This window comes from Methylobacterium aquaticum (assembly GCF_001043915.1).
GTDB classification, from domain to species: Bacteria; Pseudomonadota; Alphaproteobacteria; order Rhizobiales; family Beijerinckiaceae; genus Methylobacterium; species Methylobacterium aquaticum.
The window spans coordinates 25,705-42,039 of record NZ_LABX01000033.1; the positions used below are offsets into that span (position 1 = coordinate 25,705).

Annotated in this window: 14 protein-coding genes; 8 read left to right on the forward strand and 6 right to left on the reverse strand. The window is 71.4% G+C overall.

What is annotated here, in order from left to right; translation table 11 throughout:
* Window positions 1–91 precede the first annotated feature (91 nt).
* The 6 genes from glmU (at window position 92) to VP06_RS04740 (ending at window position 7,226) form a co-directional block, all read left to right on the forward strand.
* Window positions 92–1,423, forward strand: coding sequence for a bifunctional UDP-N-acetylglucosamine diphosphorylase/glucosamine-1-phosphate N-acetyltransferase GlmU (gene glmU, locus VP06_RS04715; protein ID WP_048462685.1), 1,332 nt, complete (start codon window positions 92–94; stop codon window positions 1,421–1,423).
* A gap of 212 nt (window positions 1,424–1,635) precedes the next feature.
* Window positions 1,636–2,247, forward strand: coding sequence for a sigma-70 family RNA polymerase sigma factor (locus VP06_RS04720; protein WP_082167170.1), 612 nt, complete (start codon window positions 1,636–1,638; stop codon window positions 2,245–2,247).
* The gene (locus tag VP06_RS04725; protein WP_048462686.1) at window positions 2,244–2,960 is read left to right on the forward strand and encodes an anti-sigma factor; all 717 of its coding nucleotides are present in this window, start codon (window positions 2,244–2,246) and stop codon (window positions 2,958–2,960) included. The genes VP06_RS04720 and VP06_RS04725 overlap by 4 nt, the downstream gene beginning before the upstream one ends.
* Window positions 2,961–3,063: 103 nt before the next feature.
* The gene (locus VP06_RS04730) at window positions 3,064–3,618 is read left to right on the forward strand and encodes a fasciclin domain-containing protein (RefSeq protein ID WP_048462687.1); all 555 of its coding nucleotides are present in this window, start codon (window positions 3,064–3,066) and stop codon (window positions 3,616–3,618) included.
* 263 nt (window positions 3,619–3,881) lie between these two features.
* Window positions 3,882–5,708 (forward strand): glutamine--fructose-6-phosphate transaminase (isomerizing), encoded by a 1,827-nt coding sequence (glmS, locus tag VP06_RS04735; RefSeq protein WP_048462688.1) that lies wholly within the window; start codon window positions 3,882–3,884, stop codon window positions 5,706–5,708.
* 381 nt (window positions 5,709–6,089) lie between these two features.
* Complete coding sequence (locus VP06_RS04740) at window positions 6,090–7,226, forward strand: DUF2778 domain-containing protein (protein WP_048462689.1); 1,137 nt, start codon at window positions 6,090–6,092, stop codon at window positions 7,224–7,226.
* Between the two features lie 252 nt (window positions 7,227–7,478).
* Here the strand turns inward: VP06_RS04740 and VP06_RS04745 are convergent, their stop codons facing one another.
* The 4 genes from VP06_RS04745 to VP06_RS04760 all read right to left on the reverse strand — a co-directional run bounded on the left by VP06_RS04745 (window position 7,479) and on the right by VP06_RS04760 (window position 11,146).
* Window positions 7,479–8,267 carry a lytic murein transglycosylase gene (locus VP06_RS04745; protein WP_048462690.1) on the reverse strand — a complete coding sequence of 263 codons (789 nt, stop codon included), beginning with the start codon at window positions 8,265–8,267 and terminating at the stop codon, window positions 7,479–7,481.
* A 264-nt stretch (window positions 8,268–8,531) separates the two neighbouring features.
* Window positions 8,532–9,410 carry a beta-keto acid cleavage family enzyme gene (locus VP06_RS04750; RefSeq protein WP_048462691.1) on the reverse strand — a complete coding sequence of 293 codons (879 nt, stop codon included), beginning with the start codon at window positions 9,408–9,410 and terminating at the stop codon, window positions 8,532–8,534.
* A 10-nt stretch (window positions 9,411–9,420) separates the two neighbouring features.
* Entirely contained in the window at window positions 9,421–10,179 is a 759-nt protein-coding gene (locus tag VP06_RS04755) for an SDR family NAD(P)-dependent oxidoreductase (RefSeq protein ID WP_048462692.1), read from the reverse strand.
* A 391-nt stretch (window positions 10,180–10,570) separates the two neighbouring features.
* Entirely contained in the window at window positions 10,571–11,146 is a 576-nt protein-coding gene (locus VP06_RS04760) for an SH3 domain-containing protein (RefSeq protein ID WP_048462693.1), read from the reverse strand.
* 276 nt (window positions 11,147–11,422) lie between these two features.
* Between VP06_RS04760 and VP06_RS04765 the strand changes: the two genes are divergently transcribed.
* Window positions 11,423–12,427, forward strand: a complete 1,005-nt coding sequence (locus VP06_RS04765; protein WP_048462694.1) for a 2-hydroxyacid dehydrogenase — start codon at window positions 11,423–11,425, stop codon at window positions 12,425–12,427.
* Window positions 12,428–12,658: 231 nt separating this feature from the next.
* Here the strand turns inward: VP06_RS04765 and VP06_RS04770 are convergent, their stop codons facing one another.
* Window positions 12,659–13,084, reverse strand: coding sequence for an OsmC family protein (locus tag VP06_RS04770; protein ID WP_048462695.1), 426 nt, complete (start codon window positions 13,082–13,084; stop codon window positions 12,659–12,661).
* Between the two features lie 65 nt (window positions 13,085–13,149).
* On the reverse strand, window positions 13,150–13,719 hold the full coding sequence (locus tag VP06_RS04775) for a regulatory protein RecX (RefSeq protein ID WP_048462701.1): 570 nt from the start codon (window positions 13,717–13,719) through the stop codon (window positions 13,150–13,152).
* Window positions 13,720–13,767: 48 nt separating this feature from the next.
* Between VP06_RS04775 and VP06_RS04780 the strand changes: the two genes are divergently transcribed.
* Window positions 13,768–15,162: a TAXI family TRAP transporter solute-binding subunit gene (locus VP06_RS04780; RefSeq protein ID WP_048462696.1), complete on the forward strand. Its 1,395-nt coding sequence runs from the start codon at window positions 13,768–13,770 to the stop codon at window positions 15,160–15,162.
* Window positions 15,163–16,335: the final 1,173 nt, after the last annotated feature.

Genomic DNA, 16,335 nt, shown 5'->3' on the forward strand with positions numbered 1-16,335 from the left:
CGGGGCGGGGATGGCGGCGCTTGTTCTGGCGGGACGATCGGCTAGACGGTCGGGACCAGACAGCTCCTCCCCCGGACGCGACAGGCCGCCGATGACCTCGACACCCAACCGCTCCCTCCTCGCCGTCGTGCTCGCCGCCGGCAAGGGCACGCGGATGCGCTCCGATCTGCCCAAGGTGCTCCACCCGATCGCCGGCCAGCCGATGCTCGCCCATGTCCTGGCGGCGGTGGCCGAGGCCGGGGCGGAGCGCCTCGCCGTGGTGGTCGAGCCCGGCCGCGACGACGTCGCCCGCGTGGTGGCGGGGTTTGCCGGCGCCGAGACCTTCGCGCAGGGCGAGCGCCTCGGCACCGCCCATGCGGTTCTGGCGGCCCGCCACGCCTTGGCGGAGGGCGCCGACGACGTGGTGGTGGCCTTCGGCGATACGCCGCTGGTCACGCCGGAGACCTATGCCCGCCTGCGCGCGCCGCTGGCGGAGGGCGCAGCGGTGGCCGTGCTGGCCTTCGAGGCGGCGAACCCCACCGGCTACGGCCGCGTGCTGGTCGAGGATGGCCGGGTGGTGGCGATCCGCGAGGAGAAGGACGCGAGCGAGGCGGAGCGCCGAGTCACCCTGTGCAATGCCGGCCTGATGGCGTTGTCGGGCGCCCATGCCCTCGGATTGCTGGAGCGGATCGGCAACGCCAACGCGGCGGGGGAGTACTACCTGCCCGACGCCGTGGCGCTCGCCGTCGCCGATGGGCACCGGGTCGCGGTGGTGCCGGTGGCGGAGGCCGAGGCGCAGGGTGTCAACGACCGGGTGCAGCTCTCGCAGGCCGAGGCGGCGGTGCAGGCGACCTTGCGCCGCCGCGCGATGCTGGCCGGCGCCACCCTGATCGCCCCCGAGACGGTGTTCTTCAGCCACGACACCGTGCTCGGCCGCGACGTGGTGGTGGAGCCCCACGTGGTGTTCGGCCCCGGCGTCGTCGTCGGCGACGGCTGCACGATCCACGCCTTCTCGCACCTCGACAGGGCCCGGCTCGCGGCCGGCGTCCAGATCGGCCCCTATGCCCGCCTGCGCCCCGGTGCGGTGCTGGAGGAGGGCGCCCGCATCGGCAACTTCGTCGAGGTCAAGAACGCGGCGATCCGGGCCGGCGCCAAGGTCAATCACCTGACATACGTCGGCGATGCCGAGGTGGGGGAGGGCGCCAATCTCGGCGCCGGCACCATCACCTGCAACTACGACGGGGTGAACAAGCACCGCACGGTGATCGGGGCCGGCGCCTTCATCGGCTCGAACTCGGCTCTGGTCGCGCCCGTCACCGTCGGGGCCGGCGCCTTCGTGGGCTCGGGCTCGGTCATCACCGAGGACGTGCCGCCCGGCACCTTGGCGATCGGCCGGGGGCGGCAGGTGATCAAGACCGGGTGGGCGAAGCCGACGAAGGGGTGAGGCTGCGTGCCCGAACACGCGCCGATCCGTCGTCGGGGTCGCGGCGGCCGGCGCGCAGGCCGGCCGCGACGCGCCGGGTGTCAGGCACGGATCGCGCCGGCCATCTCACGGGAGGCGGTCCTGCGGCCCCGTGGTCCTTCACACGTGGTCCTCGGCGCGCGATTGATCTATGGCGGAGGAAATGAGGGGCGGCGGCCCCGGAGGCACGAGCGATGCTGCGCGGCGAGGACCGGCCCCCGAGAGACCCGCCCGCCGACCCCGATGTCGCCGACCGGGATGCGGCCTTCCTGGCCGAGCTTATCGCCCGGGTGGCGGCGGGGCGCCAGGACGCCCTGCGGGCGCTCTACGAGCGCACGGCCCCGAAACTTTTCGGCCTGATCCTGCGTATCATCCGGGATCGGGGCGCGGCCGAGGACGTGTTGCAGGACACCTACCTGCGGGTCTGGCAGCATGCCGGAGGCTACGCCCCGGAGGCGGGACGGCCGATGGCCTGGCTCGCCACGATCGCCCGCCACCGCGCCATCGACTGGGTCCGGCGGAAGGGCGAGGTGCCGATGCCGGCGCGCGACGACGAGGAGGAGGACTGGCTCGAGCGCATCGCCGACCCGCGGGATCGGGAGGCGGAGTTCCTGAGCCGCGACGCGCTCCTCACCTGCCTCGAACGGCTCGAGCCGGTGCAGCGTGACTGCGTGGTGCGGGCCTATTGCGAGGGCCTGTCGCGGGAGGAACTGGCCTTGCGCTACGACCGACCGGTCAACACCGTGAAGACCTGGCTGCATCGTGGTCTCGCCGCGCTGCGGGGCTGCCTGGACGACGCCGCATGACCGCCCCCGACGCGATGAGCGCCCCCGACGAACCCGATCTGCGCGCCGCCGAGTTCGTGCTCGGAACCCTGAGCGCCGCCGAGCGCGACGCCTATCGGCGCGACCGGGCGACCTCCCCGGCGCTCCAGGCGGCCGAGCGGGCCTGGGAGGCGCGCCTCGCACCCCTGGCCGGAGCCGTGCCGGAGGTCGCTCCGCCGTCCGGCGCCTGGGAGGGCATCGCCGCGCGCCTCGCCCGCGAGGGGCCGCGTCCCGCCGCCCCGGTGGTCGACCTGCGCCCGGCGCTCCGGCGCTGGCGCCGCGCCGCATTGGCTGCTGGCGCGCTCGCCGCCGGCCTCGCCCTGTTCATCGCCGTCGAGCGCCTGGCGCCGCGCCCCGAGGCGGCACAGTACCTCGCGGTGGTGAACCGGGGTGGCGAATTGCCGGCCCTGGTGGTGCGGGTCGATACGCGCGCCGGCACCGTGCAGGTCAGGGCGCTCGCCGCCGAGGCGCCCCGCGACCGCAGCCTGGAACTCTGGGTGGTGCCGGCGGCGGGGGTGCCCCGCTCCCTCGGCCTCGTCCGGAACGAGGCCGGCACCCGGTTCCCCTTGCCGGCCGGTGACCGGGCCGTCCTCGACGGGGCGAGCCTCGCCGTCACCGTGGAGCCGCCGGGCGGCTCGCCCTCAGGCGCCCCGACCGGGCCGGTGGTCTATAGCGGCCGCCTGGTCCGCGAGTAGGCGCGAAAAAATCGCGGCCGTTCGAAACTTTCCCGTCCGGCCCTCCGTACCGGCCCTCGACCCCGACGAGAGCGGGGCCGATACGAGAGACGGAACGACCCCCATGACGATCCGGACCCACGCCCGCACCCTGGTTCTCGCCCTCGCCCTGGCGGCGGCCGGCGGCAGCGCCTACGCCAAGAACCCGATGGTCGGCGGCGCGCCGATGTACGCCTCGAAGACGATCGTCGAGAACGCGGTCAACTCCAAGGACCACACCACGCTGGTTGCCGCCGTGAAGGCCGCCGGCCTCGTCGACACGCTCGCCGGCCCCGGCCCGTTCACGGTGTTCGCCCCCACCAACGCCGCCTTCGCCAAGCTGCCGGCCGGAACGGTCGAGTCGCTGGTCCAGCCGCAGAACAAGCCGACGCTGACCAAGATCCTGACCTATCACGTCGTGCCCGGCACCTACACCGCCAAGGACCTGATGGGGCTGGTGAAGCAGGGCGGCGGCCAGGCCGAGCTGAAGACCGCCGCGGGCGGGACCCTGACGGTGATGCAGAAGGGCAAGCGGCTGTTCGTGGCCGACGACAAGGGCAACACCGCCCGGGTGACGATCGGCAACGTGATGCAGTCGAACGGCGTCATCCACGTCATCGACACCGTGCTGATGCCCTGACCGATCCGGCCACCGGGCGGGAGCACCGCCCGGTGGCCGCCCGATGCAGCCGGTCCGTGAAACCTTCCCGTGAACCTTGGCCGTTATAATCCGTTACGCAAGTTGACTCGCCGGATCGCCGGCCGGTCCGCTAGAAGGACGGCGAGCGTGGCGGGTGCGGTGCAGCACGATTCCTCTGGCAGGAATCCTGCCGCAATGCCCTGCATAAGGGCCGCAGCGTCCCGCGGCGGGACACTCTGCGGGCGAGACGTGAGGCGGTGAGCATGTGCGGAATCGTGGGAATCGTCGGCCGGAATGCCGTGGCGGGACAGGTGGTCGATGCCCTGCGCCGGCTCGAATATCGCGGCTACGACTCGGCCGGCATCGCCACCCTGGAATCCGGCCGGCTGGAGCGGCGGCGCGCCGAGGGCAAGCTGTCGAACCTCCAGCTGAAGCTGCTCCAGAGCCCGCTTTCCGGCGCGATCGGCATCGGCCACACCCGCTGGGCCACCCATGGCCGGCCGAACGAGACCAACGCCCATCCCCATGCCACCGAGCGGCTGGCGGTCGTCCATAACGGCATCATCGAGAATTTTCGCGAGCTGAAGGCCGAGCTGTCCGCCGAGGGCTGCGTCTTCGAGACCGAGACCGACACCGAGGTGGTGGCCCAGCTCGTCAGCCACCTGATGCGCGGCGGCCTCGGCCCCGTCTCGGCGGTCGAGGCGGCCCTGCCGCGTCTGCGCGGCGCCTTCGCGCTCGCCTTCCTGTTCGCCGGCGAGGAGGACTTTTTGATCGGCGCCCGCCACGGCGCGCCGCTCGCCGTCGGCTTCGGCGACGGCGAGACCTATCTCGGCTCCGATGCGCTTGCGCTCGCGCCCTTCACCGACGAGATCACCTATCTCGACGAGGGCGACTGGACCATTCTGACCCGCGACGGCGCCGAGATCCGGGACGCCGACGGCAACGTCGTCGCCCGCCCGCGCCAGAAGATCGCCACGCAAGCCTTCCTGGTCGACAAGGGCAATTATCGCCACTTCATGGCGAAGGAGATCTACGAGCAGCCGGAGGTGGTGGGCCGCACCTTCGCCCATTACGTCGACCTCGCCGCCGGCCGGGTCGCCCTGCCGGAGGCCCTGCCCTTCGACTTCGCGAGCCTCAACCGCATCTCGATCACCGCCTGCGGCACCGCCTATTATGCCGGCCTCGTCGCCAAGTACTGGTTCGAGAAACTGGCGCGGCTGCCGGTCGAGATCGACGTCGCCTCCGAGACCCGCTACCGCGAGCCGCCGCTGGAGAAAGGCGGTCTGACGATCGTGATCTCGCAATCGGGCGAGACCGCCGACACCCTGGCCTCGCTCCGCTACGCCAAGTCGCAAGGCCAGCACACTCTGGCGGTGGTCAACGTGCCGACCTCGACCATCGCCCGCGAGGCGTCGGCCGTGGTGCCGACGCTGGCCGGCCCCGAGATCGGCGTCGCCTCCACCAAGGCGTTCTCGTGCCAGCTCACGGTGCTGCTCTGCCTGGCGCTCGCCGCCGGCCGGGCCCGCGGCACCCTCGACGCGACGCAAGAGAAGCGCCTCGTCGATGCGCTCATCAAGGTGCCGGGCCTGATGGCCGAGGCATTGAAGCGCGAGGACGAGATCGAGGTTCTGGCCCGCGAGATCGCCAAGGCGCGGGACGTGCTCTATCTCGGCCGCGGCACCGCCTACCCGATGGCGCTCGAAGGCGCGCTGAAGCTCAAGGAGATCTCCTACATCCACGCCGAGGGCTATGCCGCCGGCGAGCTGAAGCACGGACCGATCGCGCTGATCGACGATGCCGTGCCGGTGATCGTGATCGCCCCCCACGACGGCACCTTCGAGAAGACCGTCTCGAACATGCAGGAGGTGGCGGCCCGCGGCGGCAAGATCGTGCTGATCGGCGACGCCCGCGGCGCCGCCGCGGCCGGCCTCGACACCATGGCCACCCTGATGATGCCGGACCTCGACCCGGTGGTGGCGCCGATCGTCTACGCGGTGCCGGTGCAGCTTCTCGCCTACCACACCGCCGTGGTGCTCGGGAAAGACGTCGACCAGCCGCGCAACCTGGCGAAATCCGTCACGGTGGAGTGATAGACCGCGGCACGGAGGAAATCCGGCTTGGCCCGCCTCCCCGCCGATCGGCCCCAAACCAGGATTTCTTCCGCATAGCGGTATATGACTCCCGCCCGCCACGGCGGGACGAGGGATTTAACGGCGCGTCACCCCAACCGGTGGCGCGCCGTCGCGTGTCGGGACAGCGCCAGACCGCGTCCGGTCCTGCGGCCATCAGGGTGCCACGAATTCTTCGGATTCTCTCGATGTCATTTAGCCGGGATTAACCAAAAGGCCGCTCAATACGAGGGCTTAAGGTTGATCCTTCCTCAACGGCCGATCTCACCGGCCCGCGGCGCGGTGTGCGCCGGCGGCCGGCCGGGCGGGTCCGTGCAGGACAAGCCATCGAGTATAGGCCGCATGGACCTCGTCGCGTATTCGTCCGGTCGCCTCGCCCCGGCCTCCGTCCGCCGCCGCCGCCGCAACCGGCGGCTCCTCGGCATCGCCGCCGTCCTGGGGAGCATCGGGGCCGCTGCCGGCCTGATGCCGCGCGAGGAGACCCGCCCGCCGGCGGTCGCCGTCGCGGCGGAGCCAAAGGCGCCGATCCGCGAGGCCCGCGCCGCCCCGGCCGAGCTGGGCTGGATGCTGGCGCCGCAGCCGGTGCTCCGGGGCGATACGGCGGGGTTCACCCGCGACATGCCGGCCGAGCCGCCGCAACAGCTCACCGCCGCGGACTCGGCCCCGTCGCCGGCTCCCGAACCGCTGCGCCTCGCCGAGGCGGCACCGGCGGCCCTGGTTTCGCCGTCGACCGCGCCCTCCGAGGCGGTGCAGCCAGCCACCACCCCCCTTGTCGCGGTTCCCCTGCCGGTGCCGCGTCCGCCGGAGCTGCGCCCCTCCGAGATGCGGCCTTCACCGATCGTGCTGGCGACCCGGGTGCCGCGGCGCCAGAACCAGGCGATGGCCTCGACCCAGAGCGTGTTCAAGGCCGCCTTGCCGGAAGAGCCATCGCTGTTCGAGCGGATCTTCGGGGGAGGGGGGCAAAGCGCGCCGTCGCAGACCCTCGCCTATGCCGCGCCCGGCGGTCTCGATCCGAGCCCCCGCCCGCGCCTGAGCGTCGGCCCGGGCGTCGCCATCTACGACATCAGCGCCCGCACTGTGACCCTCCCGAGCGGCGAGTCGCTGGAGGCGCATTCCGGTCTCGGGCCGCATATGGACGATCCGCGCAACGTCCATCTGAAGATGCGCGGCGCAACGCCGCCGGGCACCTACGACCTCACCGAGCGCGAGGCCCTGTTCCACGGCGTGCGGGCGATCCGGCTGAACCCGGTCGGCGGCAGCGGCGCGATCCACGGCCGGGTCGGGCTCCTGGCCCATACCTACATGCTGGGCCCGAGCGGCGCCTCGAACGGCTGCGTCTCGTTCCGCAACTACGACCGGTTCCTGCAAGCCTTCCTGCGCGGCGAGGTGCGCCGCCTCGTCGTGGTGCCGGGCAGCGGCGCGAGCGACCTGCCGCGGATCGGCCGGGGCGGTCCGTGGGACCGGGCGACGCGGGGTTGATACCAACGGTCGTTGAAAACGACCTTTGGTTCCGCTCTCCAATTGTCGCTAAGCTTTTGATTTAGTATCGAAAATTTGAGATGGTCTATCGGCCCGATGCGTCAGCATCTTGGGCCGATGGGAAGAGAGATCTGTTCGAGAGACCCCCGAAGACGTCGAGAGTGTCAACACTTTCCACCACAACGAACCGTGCATGGAGGAAACGGCCTCCGGGATTTCGTGTCCCGGAGGCCGCTTCACTTGAAACCCCGCTCACTCCCCGTCGATCTTGGCGCCGATGATCGCGATGGCGCGCTGATAGACCGAGGCGGCGTTCCAGCCCTGGATCGCCGCGAAGTTGGGCTCTCCGGGCTGGTAGCCGGCACCGGCGCGCCAGCCATGGGCTTTGAGGAAGTTCGCGGTCGAGTTGAGCGCGACCGTGGCGTTGTCGAGACTGCCGCCGGTGCCGTAGTTCAGGACGTTCTTCGGCAGGAACTGGGTGTGGCCGACCTCGCCATGGGCGGCGCCGCGGGTGTTCGGGCTCAGGATGCCGCGATCCACCAGGGTCAGAGCGGCGTAGAGCTGGTCGGTGAAGTAGGCCGAGCGGCGGCAATCATAGGCCAGCGTCGCCACTGCCGAGAGGGTGTTGACGTTGCCCTTCACGGCGCCGAACGCCGTCTCCATGCCCCAGATCGCCAGCAGCGGGCCCGGCGGCACGCCGTAGCGCTGCTCGATCGAATCGAACAGGGCCGCTTGCGAGCGCTTCATTGCCCGGCCGCGGGAGATGATCGACGCGGCGCCGCGCTTGGCCATGAATTGCTCGAGGGAGAGCTTGAAGCTCTTCTGGCCCCGGTCCGCCGCGATGGTCGCAGACGAGTACGAGGTCCCCATCAGGGCCGAGATGGCGGCGGGGCTGGCGCGCCCGCGGGCCTCGTCGGCGAATTCCCGCTTCCAGGCTTCGAACCCGGCCGACGTGTTGCCGCATTGCGCCGCCTGCGCACCACCGGCCAACGCCGCGAGGCTCGCGGCGATCAAGGCCCTCCCATAACCGCTTCCGATCATCCCACACGCTCCCTCGGGGGCCGCGCCGCCGGACTTGGGTCGTCCGGCCGCCACGGCTCCCATTCTCCGCCTTCCATGCCTGCCCGATGGGCGGACGTGACAGTCCCGCCCTCTGCGGACACTTTGCGGCGGAACTGCAACGCACACCGCATTCGGCGCTCTGCTTGCGAGCATGACCGATCGCGTCGCGTGACAGGTAGGGCGGGGACGGAGGATGTGGGACGTCAATCCGCGGACGTGGCCTTTCGGCCACGCCCGTGCCGCTCAGCCGGCGAGCCCGAAGATCGCCCGCGCCTCGGCCGGGCTGGCGGGAGCACAGTCGAGATGGGCGAGCAGGCTCACGGCCTTCTCGACCAGAGCCGCGTTGCTCGGGGCGAGCTGGCCGCGGGCCAGGTAAAGGTTGTCCTCGAGCCCGACCCGGACATGGCCGCCAGCCGTGGCAGCGAGCGCCACCATCGGGAACTCGGCCCGCGAGATGCCGAAGGCCGACCACACCGCGTCCCGGGGCAGGCGGTCCCGCATCTGGAGCAGGGTCTCGGGCGTTGCCGGGGCGCCCCAGGGGATGCCGAGGCAGATCTGGAACAGCGGCGGGGAATCGAGGTGCCCCTCCGCCAGGAGGTGGCGGGCCAGCTCGATCTGGCCGAGATCGAACACCTCGATCTCCGGCTTCGCCCCCGCCTCGCGGATCAACGCCGCCATCGCCCGCAGATGGGCCGGCGTGTTCATGAAGGCGTGCTCGCCGAAATTCATCGTCGCGACGTCGAGGGTGCAGATCTCGGGCCGCAAGGCCGTGACGTGGCGGGTGCGTGCCTCCGGCGACGCGAGCGTCGTGCCGGGGCCCGCCACCGCCGGATCGGGATCGCCAACGACATAGCGCCCGCCGGCCCCGGTGGTGAGGTTGAGGACGACGTCGGCGTTCGTCTCGCGGATCCGCTCCACCACCTCGCGGTAGAGCGCCAGATCCATGCTGGGCTTGGCGGTCTGCGGATCGCGGACATGGATATGGACCACGGCGGCGCCAGCTGCCGCTGCGTCAATGGCCGATTGCGCGATGGCCTGTGGGCTCACCGGCACGGCGGGGTTCTTCGATGGCGTCTCGAACGAGCCGGTGAGGGCGCAGGTGATGACGGTCTTGCGCGACATCTGTCCCTCCTCAGAGCATGCCGCCGTCGACCGCCAGGGTCTGGCCGGTGACGTAAGGAGCGCCGGCGGCCAGGAACAGCATGGCCTGGGCGATGTCCTCTGGCTTGGCCATGCGGGCGAGGAGCGTGCGCGCCACGGACTCGGCCTTGCGCTCCGCCGGCCATCCTTCGGTCCACGGGGTCTCGACGAGGCCGGGCGCCACGGCGTTGACGCGGACATCCGGGGCGAGCGCCCGGGCGAGGCTGCGGGTGAGGTTGATGAGCCCGGCCTTGCTCGCCGAATAGGCGATGCTGGAGCCGCGCTGCCCGAGTCCCGCCACCGAGGCGGTGTTGACGATGGCGCCCTTTGCACGGCGCAGAGCCGGCGCCGCCGCATGGGCGCAGCGATAGGGGCCGATCAGGTTCGTCGCCAGGATGGTCTGCCAGAACTCTTCGGTCATCGCGTCGAGGTCGGCGAAGTCGATCGGCGTGGTCGTGGCCGGGGTGCCGGCATTGTTGATGAGCACGTCGAGGCCGCCGAGCGCATCGATCCCGCGCACCACCATGCCTTCCGCCTCGCCCGGCACCGCGACATTGCCGGCGAGCGCCTGGACCGCCAGCCCCTCGGCCTTCAGACGCGCGGCGGCCTGCGGCCCGCGTTCGTCCTCGGCGAGATGGTTGAGCACCACGCTGGCGCCGCAGCGGGCGAACAGGGTCACGGCCGACAAGCCGATTCCCGAGGCGCCGCCGGTCACGAGCACGCAGCGCCCGCGCAGATCCGCACTGATCATTGGAGTTTCCACCCTGCGAAATGTTGTTTCGCGGGAGAGTGGCAGGTCCGGGCGGGGCTTGTCCAGATCGCCCGGCGCATCGCCGGGCTGCCGTAAGGCGCCTCGACGGGGACGGGCGCCGTGCCATGATCGCCGGCCGGGCCGGCCACGATCCGCTCGCGCCTCCGGCGCGATCGGCGCCGGCCGCTCGTCCCGGAAGGCGGGGCGGGGCCGCAGGCGGAAGCGGCTGAAGGTCGATCGACCCGAAGTCGGAGCCGGTCTCCGTTATACCACCGGCTCAAAGATGCTGACCGATCGGGCCGATGAGCGATCCCGAATCGTCGATATCGAGCCAGAGATTTGGCGAAAATTCGGGAACGGAACCAGGGGCCGCTTTCAACGACCGTTGCGATTACTCCACCTTCTCGTCGGGATAGACGCCCCAGAGCCGGTCCTGGCGCATGTAGCCGTCGACGTCGCCGCGCTTCTGCGGCAGGGACACGACGAGGCGGCACCACGTCTTGTCGCAGGTCTTCACGCTGCCGATTACGCCGGCCTGGAGCTGCGCCACCACGCCGCTCGTCGCATCGGCCCGGTCGTAGAGCGGCACCGGCGCGCCCTTGTCGGCGTCGCGGCTCAGCACCACGGCGGTGCGCCGGCCGGACAACAGCGAGTGCAGCACCCAGCCTTCGGTGCCCTCGGAATCGCGGATGCGGCGCCAGGTCTCGAATTCGGCGATGATCTCCACCGGGAGGCCGGCGCGCTGGAACACCCACAGCGTGCGGTGATCCTTGGAAGGACCCTCGCGCAGGTTCACCCGGTCGGTCTTCAGGCTGACATAGCGCGGCAGCGGCAGCTTCGTCGCCGGGCCGATGGTGACGCCGATCTCGCCGGGGGCGGGATTGGCGGCCGGCGTCGGCGGTGCCGCGGCCGCGGGCACGGCTGAGGCGGCGAACAGCAGGGCGGCGAGAAGGCGCAGGTGGAGCATCGGCGATCGAACTCCCAACAGGGAAGCGGCGCGGATTGTCTTCCGGGTGGCCTCTGCTAGAGAGGCCGCCGGGCGTCGAGCCCCGGCCGGATCGAGGGGGCAAACGCCCCTATCGCCGGATCAGGGTTAACGGGCCGTAACGACGCTTGTGGCCCGCACCAAGGCGGGGCTTTCCGCCGGGCTGCCGTGTCGCTTAATCTTCAGGCGCGGACGCCCGTCATCGCGTGTCGGGGCCGCACGGGCAGGCCGTGAGGCCCGCCCGGGGGCAGGGGAGGGATCATGTCGTTGAAGCGCAAGCCGCTCGTGGTGGTCACCCGGCGCCTGCCGGACGTCGTGGAGACGCGGATGCGCGAGTTGTTCGACGCGCGTCTCAACCACGAGGATACGCCGCTCAGCGGCGCCGCCCTGGCGCAGGCCATCCAGGAGGCCGACGTGCTGGTGCCGACGGTCACGGACGAGATCGACGCCTCGCTCCTCGCCCAGGCCGGGCCGAACCTGCGGCTGATCGCCAATTTCGGCAACGGCGTCGACCATATCGACGTCGGCGTGGCGCTCCAGCGTGGCATCACGGTCACCAACACGCCGGGCGTGCTGACCGAGGACACCGCCGACATGACCATGGCGCTGATCCTCTCGGTGGCGCGTCGGGTCACCGAGGGCGCCCGGATCATCCCGGAGGATGCCTGGTCGGGCGGCTGGTCGCCGACCTGGATGCTCGGCCGCCGCATCACCGGCAAGCGCCTCGGCATCGTCGGCATGGGCCGGATCGGCCAGGCGCTGGCCCGCCGCGCCAAGGCGTTCGGCCTCTCGATCCACTACCACAACCGCCGCCGGGTCGGCGCCCGGATCGAGAGCGACCTCGAGGCGACGTACTGGGAATCCCTCGACCAGATGCTGGCCCGGGTCGACATCGTGTCGGTCAACTGCCCGCACACCCCGGCGACCTATCACCTGCTGTCGGCCCGGCGCCTCAAGCTGCTCAAGCCCGAGGCGGTGGTGGTCAACACCGCCCGCGGCGAGGTGATCGACGAGACCGCGCTCGCCCGCCTGATCGAGGTCGGCGACATCGCGGGGGCCGGCCTCGACGTATTCGAGCAGGAGCCGGCGGTGAGTCCGCGCCTCGTCAAGCTCGCGAAGGCCGGCAAGGTGGTGCTGCTGCCTCACATGGGCTCGGCGACCCACGAGAGCCGGATCGACATGGGCGAGAAGGTCATCATCAACATCAAGACCTTCCTCGACGGCCACCGGCCGCCGGACCGGATTCTGCCCAGCATGCTGTGAGGTGGAGCCGTCTCACGGCGCCGACGAAGCCGAACCCCCGCCGTCGCTCCGGGGCCGCGCAGCGGCGCCCGGAGTCTAAAATCGTAGGCGGTTGAGACGGGAGCGGAGCGTTGTCCGCTTCGATCCGAAGCTTCAGCGGTTCTGTATCCCGGGCTCCGCTGCGCGGCCCCGGGATGACGCGGAGGTCATGCGTTCTCGACGGGCCCGCCCTGCAACCGGGCAGGGCGCCCCTCAGCCCTGAAGCGTTGCCGTCAGGCTGATCTTGGCGTTGAGCACCTTCGAGACCGGGCAGTTCTTCTCGGCGATGCCGGCCAGTTCCTCGAACTTGGCCTGGTCGATGCCCGGGATCTTCGCGGTCAGGGTCAGCGCGGACGCCGTGATGGTGAAGCCGTCGCCGTCCTTCTCCAGGGTCACGACCGACTCGGTGCGCAACTCGTCGGCGGTGAAGCCGGCACCCTGGAGCTGGAAGGCCAGCGCCATGGTGAAGCAGCCCGCATGGGCGGCGGCGATCAGCTCCTCGGGGTTGGTGCCCGGCTCGTTCTCGAAGCGGGTGTTGAAGCCGTAGGGGTTGCTCGACAGCACACCCGACTGGGTGGTCAGCTGGCCCTTGCCGTCCTTGCCGCTGCCCTGCCAAACGGCGCTCGCCTTGCGGTTCATGCTCGTCTCCTGTGGATTGGTACGCGGCGGAGCCGTCGCGGCGCCCGCTCACGCCCACAGGTAGGTCACCGCTCCGTCAGGTCATCCTCCGGATCCGTATCGATCACCCGAAGGGCGAGGGAGAGCGCGAATCCTGCCCGCGCCAGGGCGGCGAGGTCGCGCTCGCGGGCGGCGGCCCGGGCGGCAGGCGCGCGGTAGGGCCCGAGGCGACGGCGCCGGGCATAGGCGTAGGCGGCGGCGTCCTCGCTACCATCCTCGTCCTCGGAGAGCGCCGCGCCGACGATCGCGCGGTCGACCCCCTTGGCGGCCAGCTTGGCGCCGATCGCCCGGGCCGAGCCGCCGCGGCGGCGCAAACTGCGCACCTTGGCGGCCGCGAAGGCGGCATCGTCGACGAGGCCGGCACCCAGCGCCCGCGCCACCACCGCCTCGACCAACTCCGAAAAATCCTCCGGCGCCTCGCCGCGCAGGCGGCAGCGGGTCTCGACCCGCCGCTTGAGCACCCGGCGCAGCATCTCGGCCGAGGCACCGTAGCGCTCCAGATAGGAGAGGGCGGCCCGCTCCAGAGAGGCCGGCGTGATCGGCCGCGCCGCCCTCAATCCGCCATCGCGGCCGGGTTCATCGGCCCCGTCCCGGATCGCCTCCGTCCCGGCGGGGGCGTCCGCCCCGGGCCCGCGCGAGGGGTGATGCCGGCGTTTCTGCACAGACGTGAATCCTTCTTCCTCCTGCTCGCCCTCGCCCTCGGGGCGGTGGCCGGCGCGGTGCTCTACCTGTCGCGGCCGACCACCTTGCGGGTCGCGGTCGGGCCGCGGGACCGGGTCGAGTCGCACCTGATCCAGGCCTATGCCGATGCGCTCGCCCGCGCCCGCGAGGATATACGCCTCGAGGTCGTGCCTTACGACGACGTGCGCGACAGCGCCGCGGCGCTCCAGAGCGGCCGGGCCGACCTCGCGGTGGTGCGGCCCGACGTGCGCCTGCCCGAGAACGGCCTGACCCTCGCCGTGCTGCATGACGAGGCCCTGGTGGTGGCCGCGCCCCCGTCCTCCGGCCTTCAGACCTTCCCGGACCTCGCCGGCAAGCGGCTCGGCCTCGTCGCCCATCATGGCGCCGACCAGCCGCTGGTCACGAGCCTGCTCGCCTATTACGCCCTGACGCCGGTGCCCGCCGCCGCCGCGCCGGGGGCCGGCCCCGGCGGCGTCGCGGTGGTGCCGATGCGGGCCTCCGAGGTGGCGGCGGCTTTGGCCGAGCACCGGATCGATGCCGCCGCGGTGATCGCGGCCCCGTCGGACAAATCCGCCGCCCGGGTGGTGCAGGCGGTGGAGGCGGCCTCCCCCGGCCACGGCGCGACCATCGTGGCGATCCCCGACGGCGAGGCGATCGTGCAGCGCCTGCCGGAATTGCAGGCCGTGACCATCGCGGCCGGCACCTTCGGCGGCCGACCGAAGCGGCCCGACGACGACGTGAAGACCGTCGGCGCCTCCTACCGGCTGATGGCCCGCGCCTCCCTGAGCCGCGACACCGCCGCGAGCGTGACCCAGCACCTGTTCGAGCTGCGCTCGCGCCTCGCCGCGATGGTGCCGACCGCCAACCTGATGAAGGCGCCGGATTTCGACAGCGCCGCCGAGGCGACCAGCGCCCGCCTGCCGATCCATCCCGGCGCGGTCGACTATTACGAGCGCGAGCAGCAGACCTTCCTGCAACGCTACGAGGATTGGGTCTACCTGGTGGCGTTCTTCGGCGGCGGCCTCGGCTCGGCGGTGGCCTGGCTCGGTCAGCGCCTCGCCCGGGAGCAGCGCGCCCGGATCGACGCGGTGCTCGACCGGCTGCTCGCCATCCTGATCGAGGCGCGGGCGACCCAGGACCCGGCCGCCCTCGACGCCCTGGCGGTCGAGATCGACGGCCTCGTCATCGACGTGGTGCGCCATGCCCGCGCCCACGACACCGATGTCCGCACGATGAGCGCGCTGATCCTGGCGGTCGACGCCGCCCGGGCGGCGGTGGCCGAGTGCCGGCGGGACGGGGCGCCGGTGCGTGAGCGGGCGGGGCGGGTGTTGTCGCTGCATCCGGCGAGTGGGGCTTGATGCCGAGGGTTCGACGCCCGTCAGGTCGATCGCGCGAAGGGCTGCTGAGGACGGGACGTGGACATGCTCCTAACCAACGAGCGTGCGCCGGAAGAAATCCGCCACGCGCATCCGATCGAGGCTCGCCGCCTCCGGGCCGAGCCCGTGTCCCTGGCCCGGGATAGTAGCGCATCTCCGGGGTCCGCCCATGCGCGAGGAGCCGCGCCTCGATCCGCCGCGTCCCCTCGACCGACCCTGTCTTGTCGGCCTCTCCATGGCTGATGTGGAGGGGACCGTCGTAGTGCTCGATGGCGATCGGTGTGCGGGGCTCCAATCCATCGGATGAGCCGTGCCATAAACACGCCCGTTTCGTCCAATCGATCGGCTCGGGATGACGGGGGTCTGTGTAGGCTGCCCGGAACGCGGCCCAGATCACATCCGTAGCCGCAAGTACCGCGACAGCGCGCGGCAGGTTGGGAGTACCGTCGCGTGCCATCGTGCTGACCAGCAGGAGCGCGTGTTCAGCACCACGCGAAATGCCCCACAGACCCATCGGGCCCGACACTCTCGGGTCAGCCCGCATCAGGCTGAACGCCTCGACAGTCTCGGCGAGTTCGACCTCGACGATGTCGCCGGAATGCTGCTCGTTGCCGCCCCGGCTGTATGGGAAGGGGGCGGCGACAAAACCCTGGCTGGCGAGAAACATCGCCATGGTCTCGGTCCAGCGCCGGTTCGGTCCCTCGGCCCCGTGCAGCAGCAGCACGCAGGGCGCGGGACCGCGACCGAACGGCACGTATATCAGGCTATGGCGCGGTCCGGTCTGCGTCTCGACAAGATATGGTGTCGGAGCTGCGCCAGGGGCAGCATGGCTTGGGCCTGTCGCGGCTCCCGTGACCGCCGCAGCGAGAACATCACGCCTGTTCATCCGTTCTCCGGAGCAATCGATAGGCCCGCAATCTGCGATCGATATTGGCGCCTGAGCGTGACGCAGTTCAGGTTCTTCGGGTCAGCACTGCGTTGAAAACAGTCCGTTGACCTAGTCGAGATGCCTGGATTGCGACCCTGATCCTGGAGCCGCCTCTCACGTGATCAGATGGTCCCGCCGCCGCAGGGCCGGGAACAGCCGTCCCCACAGGGCCGCCACCGCGAGCGTCGCGACGCCGCCCACCACCACCGCCGGCACCGCCCCGACGA

Excerpts from the sequence above, each read along its gene's own strand:
- VP06_RS04720 (WP_082167170.1), top strand. The coding sequence starts at position 1,636 with ATGCTGCGCGGCGAGGACCGGCCCCCGAGAGACCCGCCCGCCGACCCC.
- VP06_RS04770 (WP_048462695.1), bottom strand. The coding sequence starts at position 13,084 with ATGAACCGCAAGGCGAGCGCCGTTTGGCAGGGCAGCGGCAAGGACGGC.
- VP06_RS04780 (WP_048462696.1), top strand. The coding sequence starts at position 13,768 with ATGCCGGCGTTTCTGCACAGACGTGAATCCTTCTTCCTCCTGCTCGCC.
- glmS (WP_048462688.1), top strand. The coding sequence starts at position 3,882 with ATGTGCGGAATCGTGGGAATCGTCGGCCGGAATGCCGTGGCGGGACAG.
- VP06_RS04750 (WP_048462691.1), bottom strand. The coding sequence starts at position 9,410 with ATGTCGCGCAAGACCGTCATCACCTGCGCCCTCACCGGCTCGTTCGAG.
- VP06_RS04745 (WP_048462690.1), bottom strand. The coding sequence starts at position 8,267 with ATGATCGGAAGCGGTTATGGGAGGGCCTTGATCGCCGCGAGCCTCGCG.
- VP06_RS04730 (WP_048462687.1), top strand. The coding sequence starts at position 3,064 with ATGACGATCCGGACCCACGCCCGCACCCTGGTTCTCGCCCTCGCCCTG.
- VP06_RS04755 (WP_048462692.1), bottom strand. The coding sequence starts at position 10,179 with ATGATCAGTGCGGATCTGCGCGGGCGCTGCGTGCTCGTGACCGGCGGC.
- VP06_RS04725 (WP_048462686.1), top strand. The coding sequence starts at position 2,244 with ATGACCGCCCCCGACGCGATGAGCGCCCCCGACGAACCCGATCTGCGC.
- VP06_RS04740 (WP_048462689.1), top strand. The coding sequence starts at position 6,090 with ATGGACCTCGTCGCGTATTCGTCCGGTCGCCTCGCCCCGGCCTCCGTC.
- VP06_RS04760 (WP_048462693.1), bottom strand. The coding sequence starts at position 11,146 with ATGCTCCACCTGCGCCTTCTCGCCGCCCTGCTGTTCGCCGCCTCAGCC.
- glmU (WP_048462685.1), top strand. The coding sequence starts at position 92 with ATGACCTCGACACCCAACCGCTCCCTCCTCGCCGTCGTGCTCGCCGCC.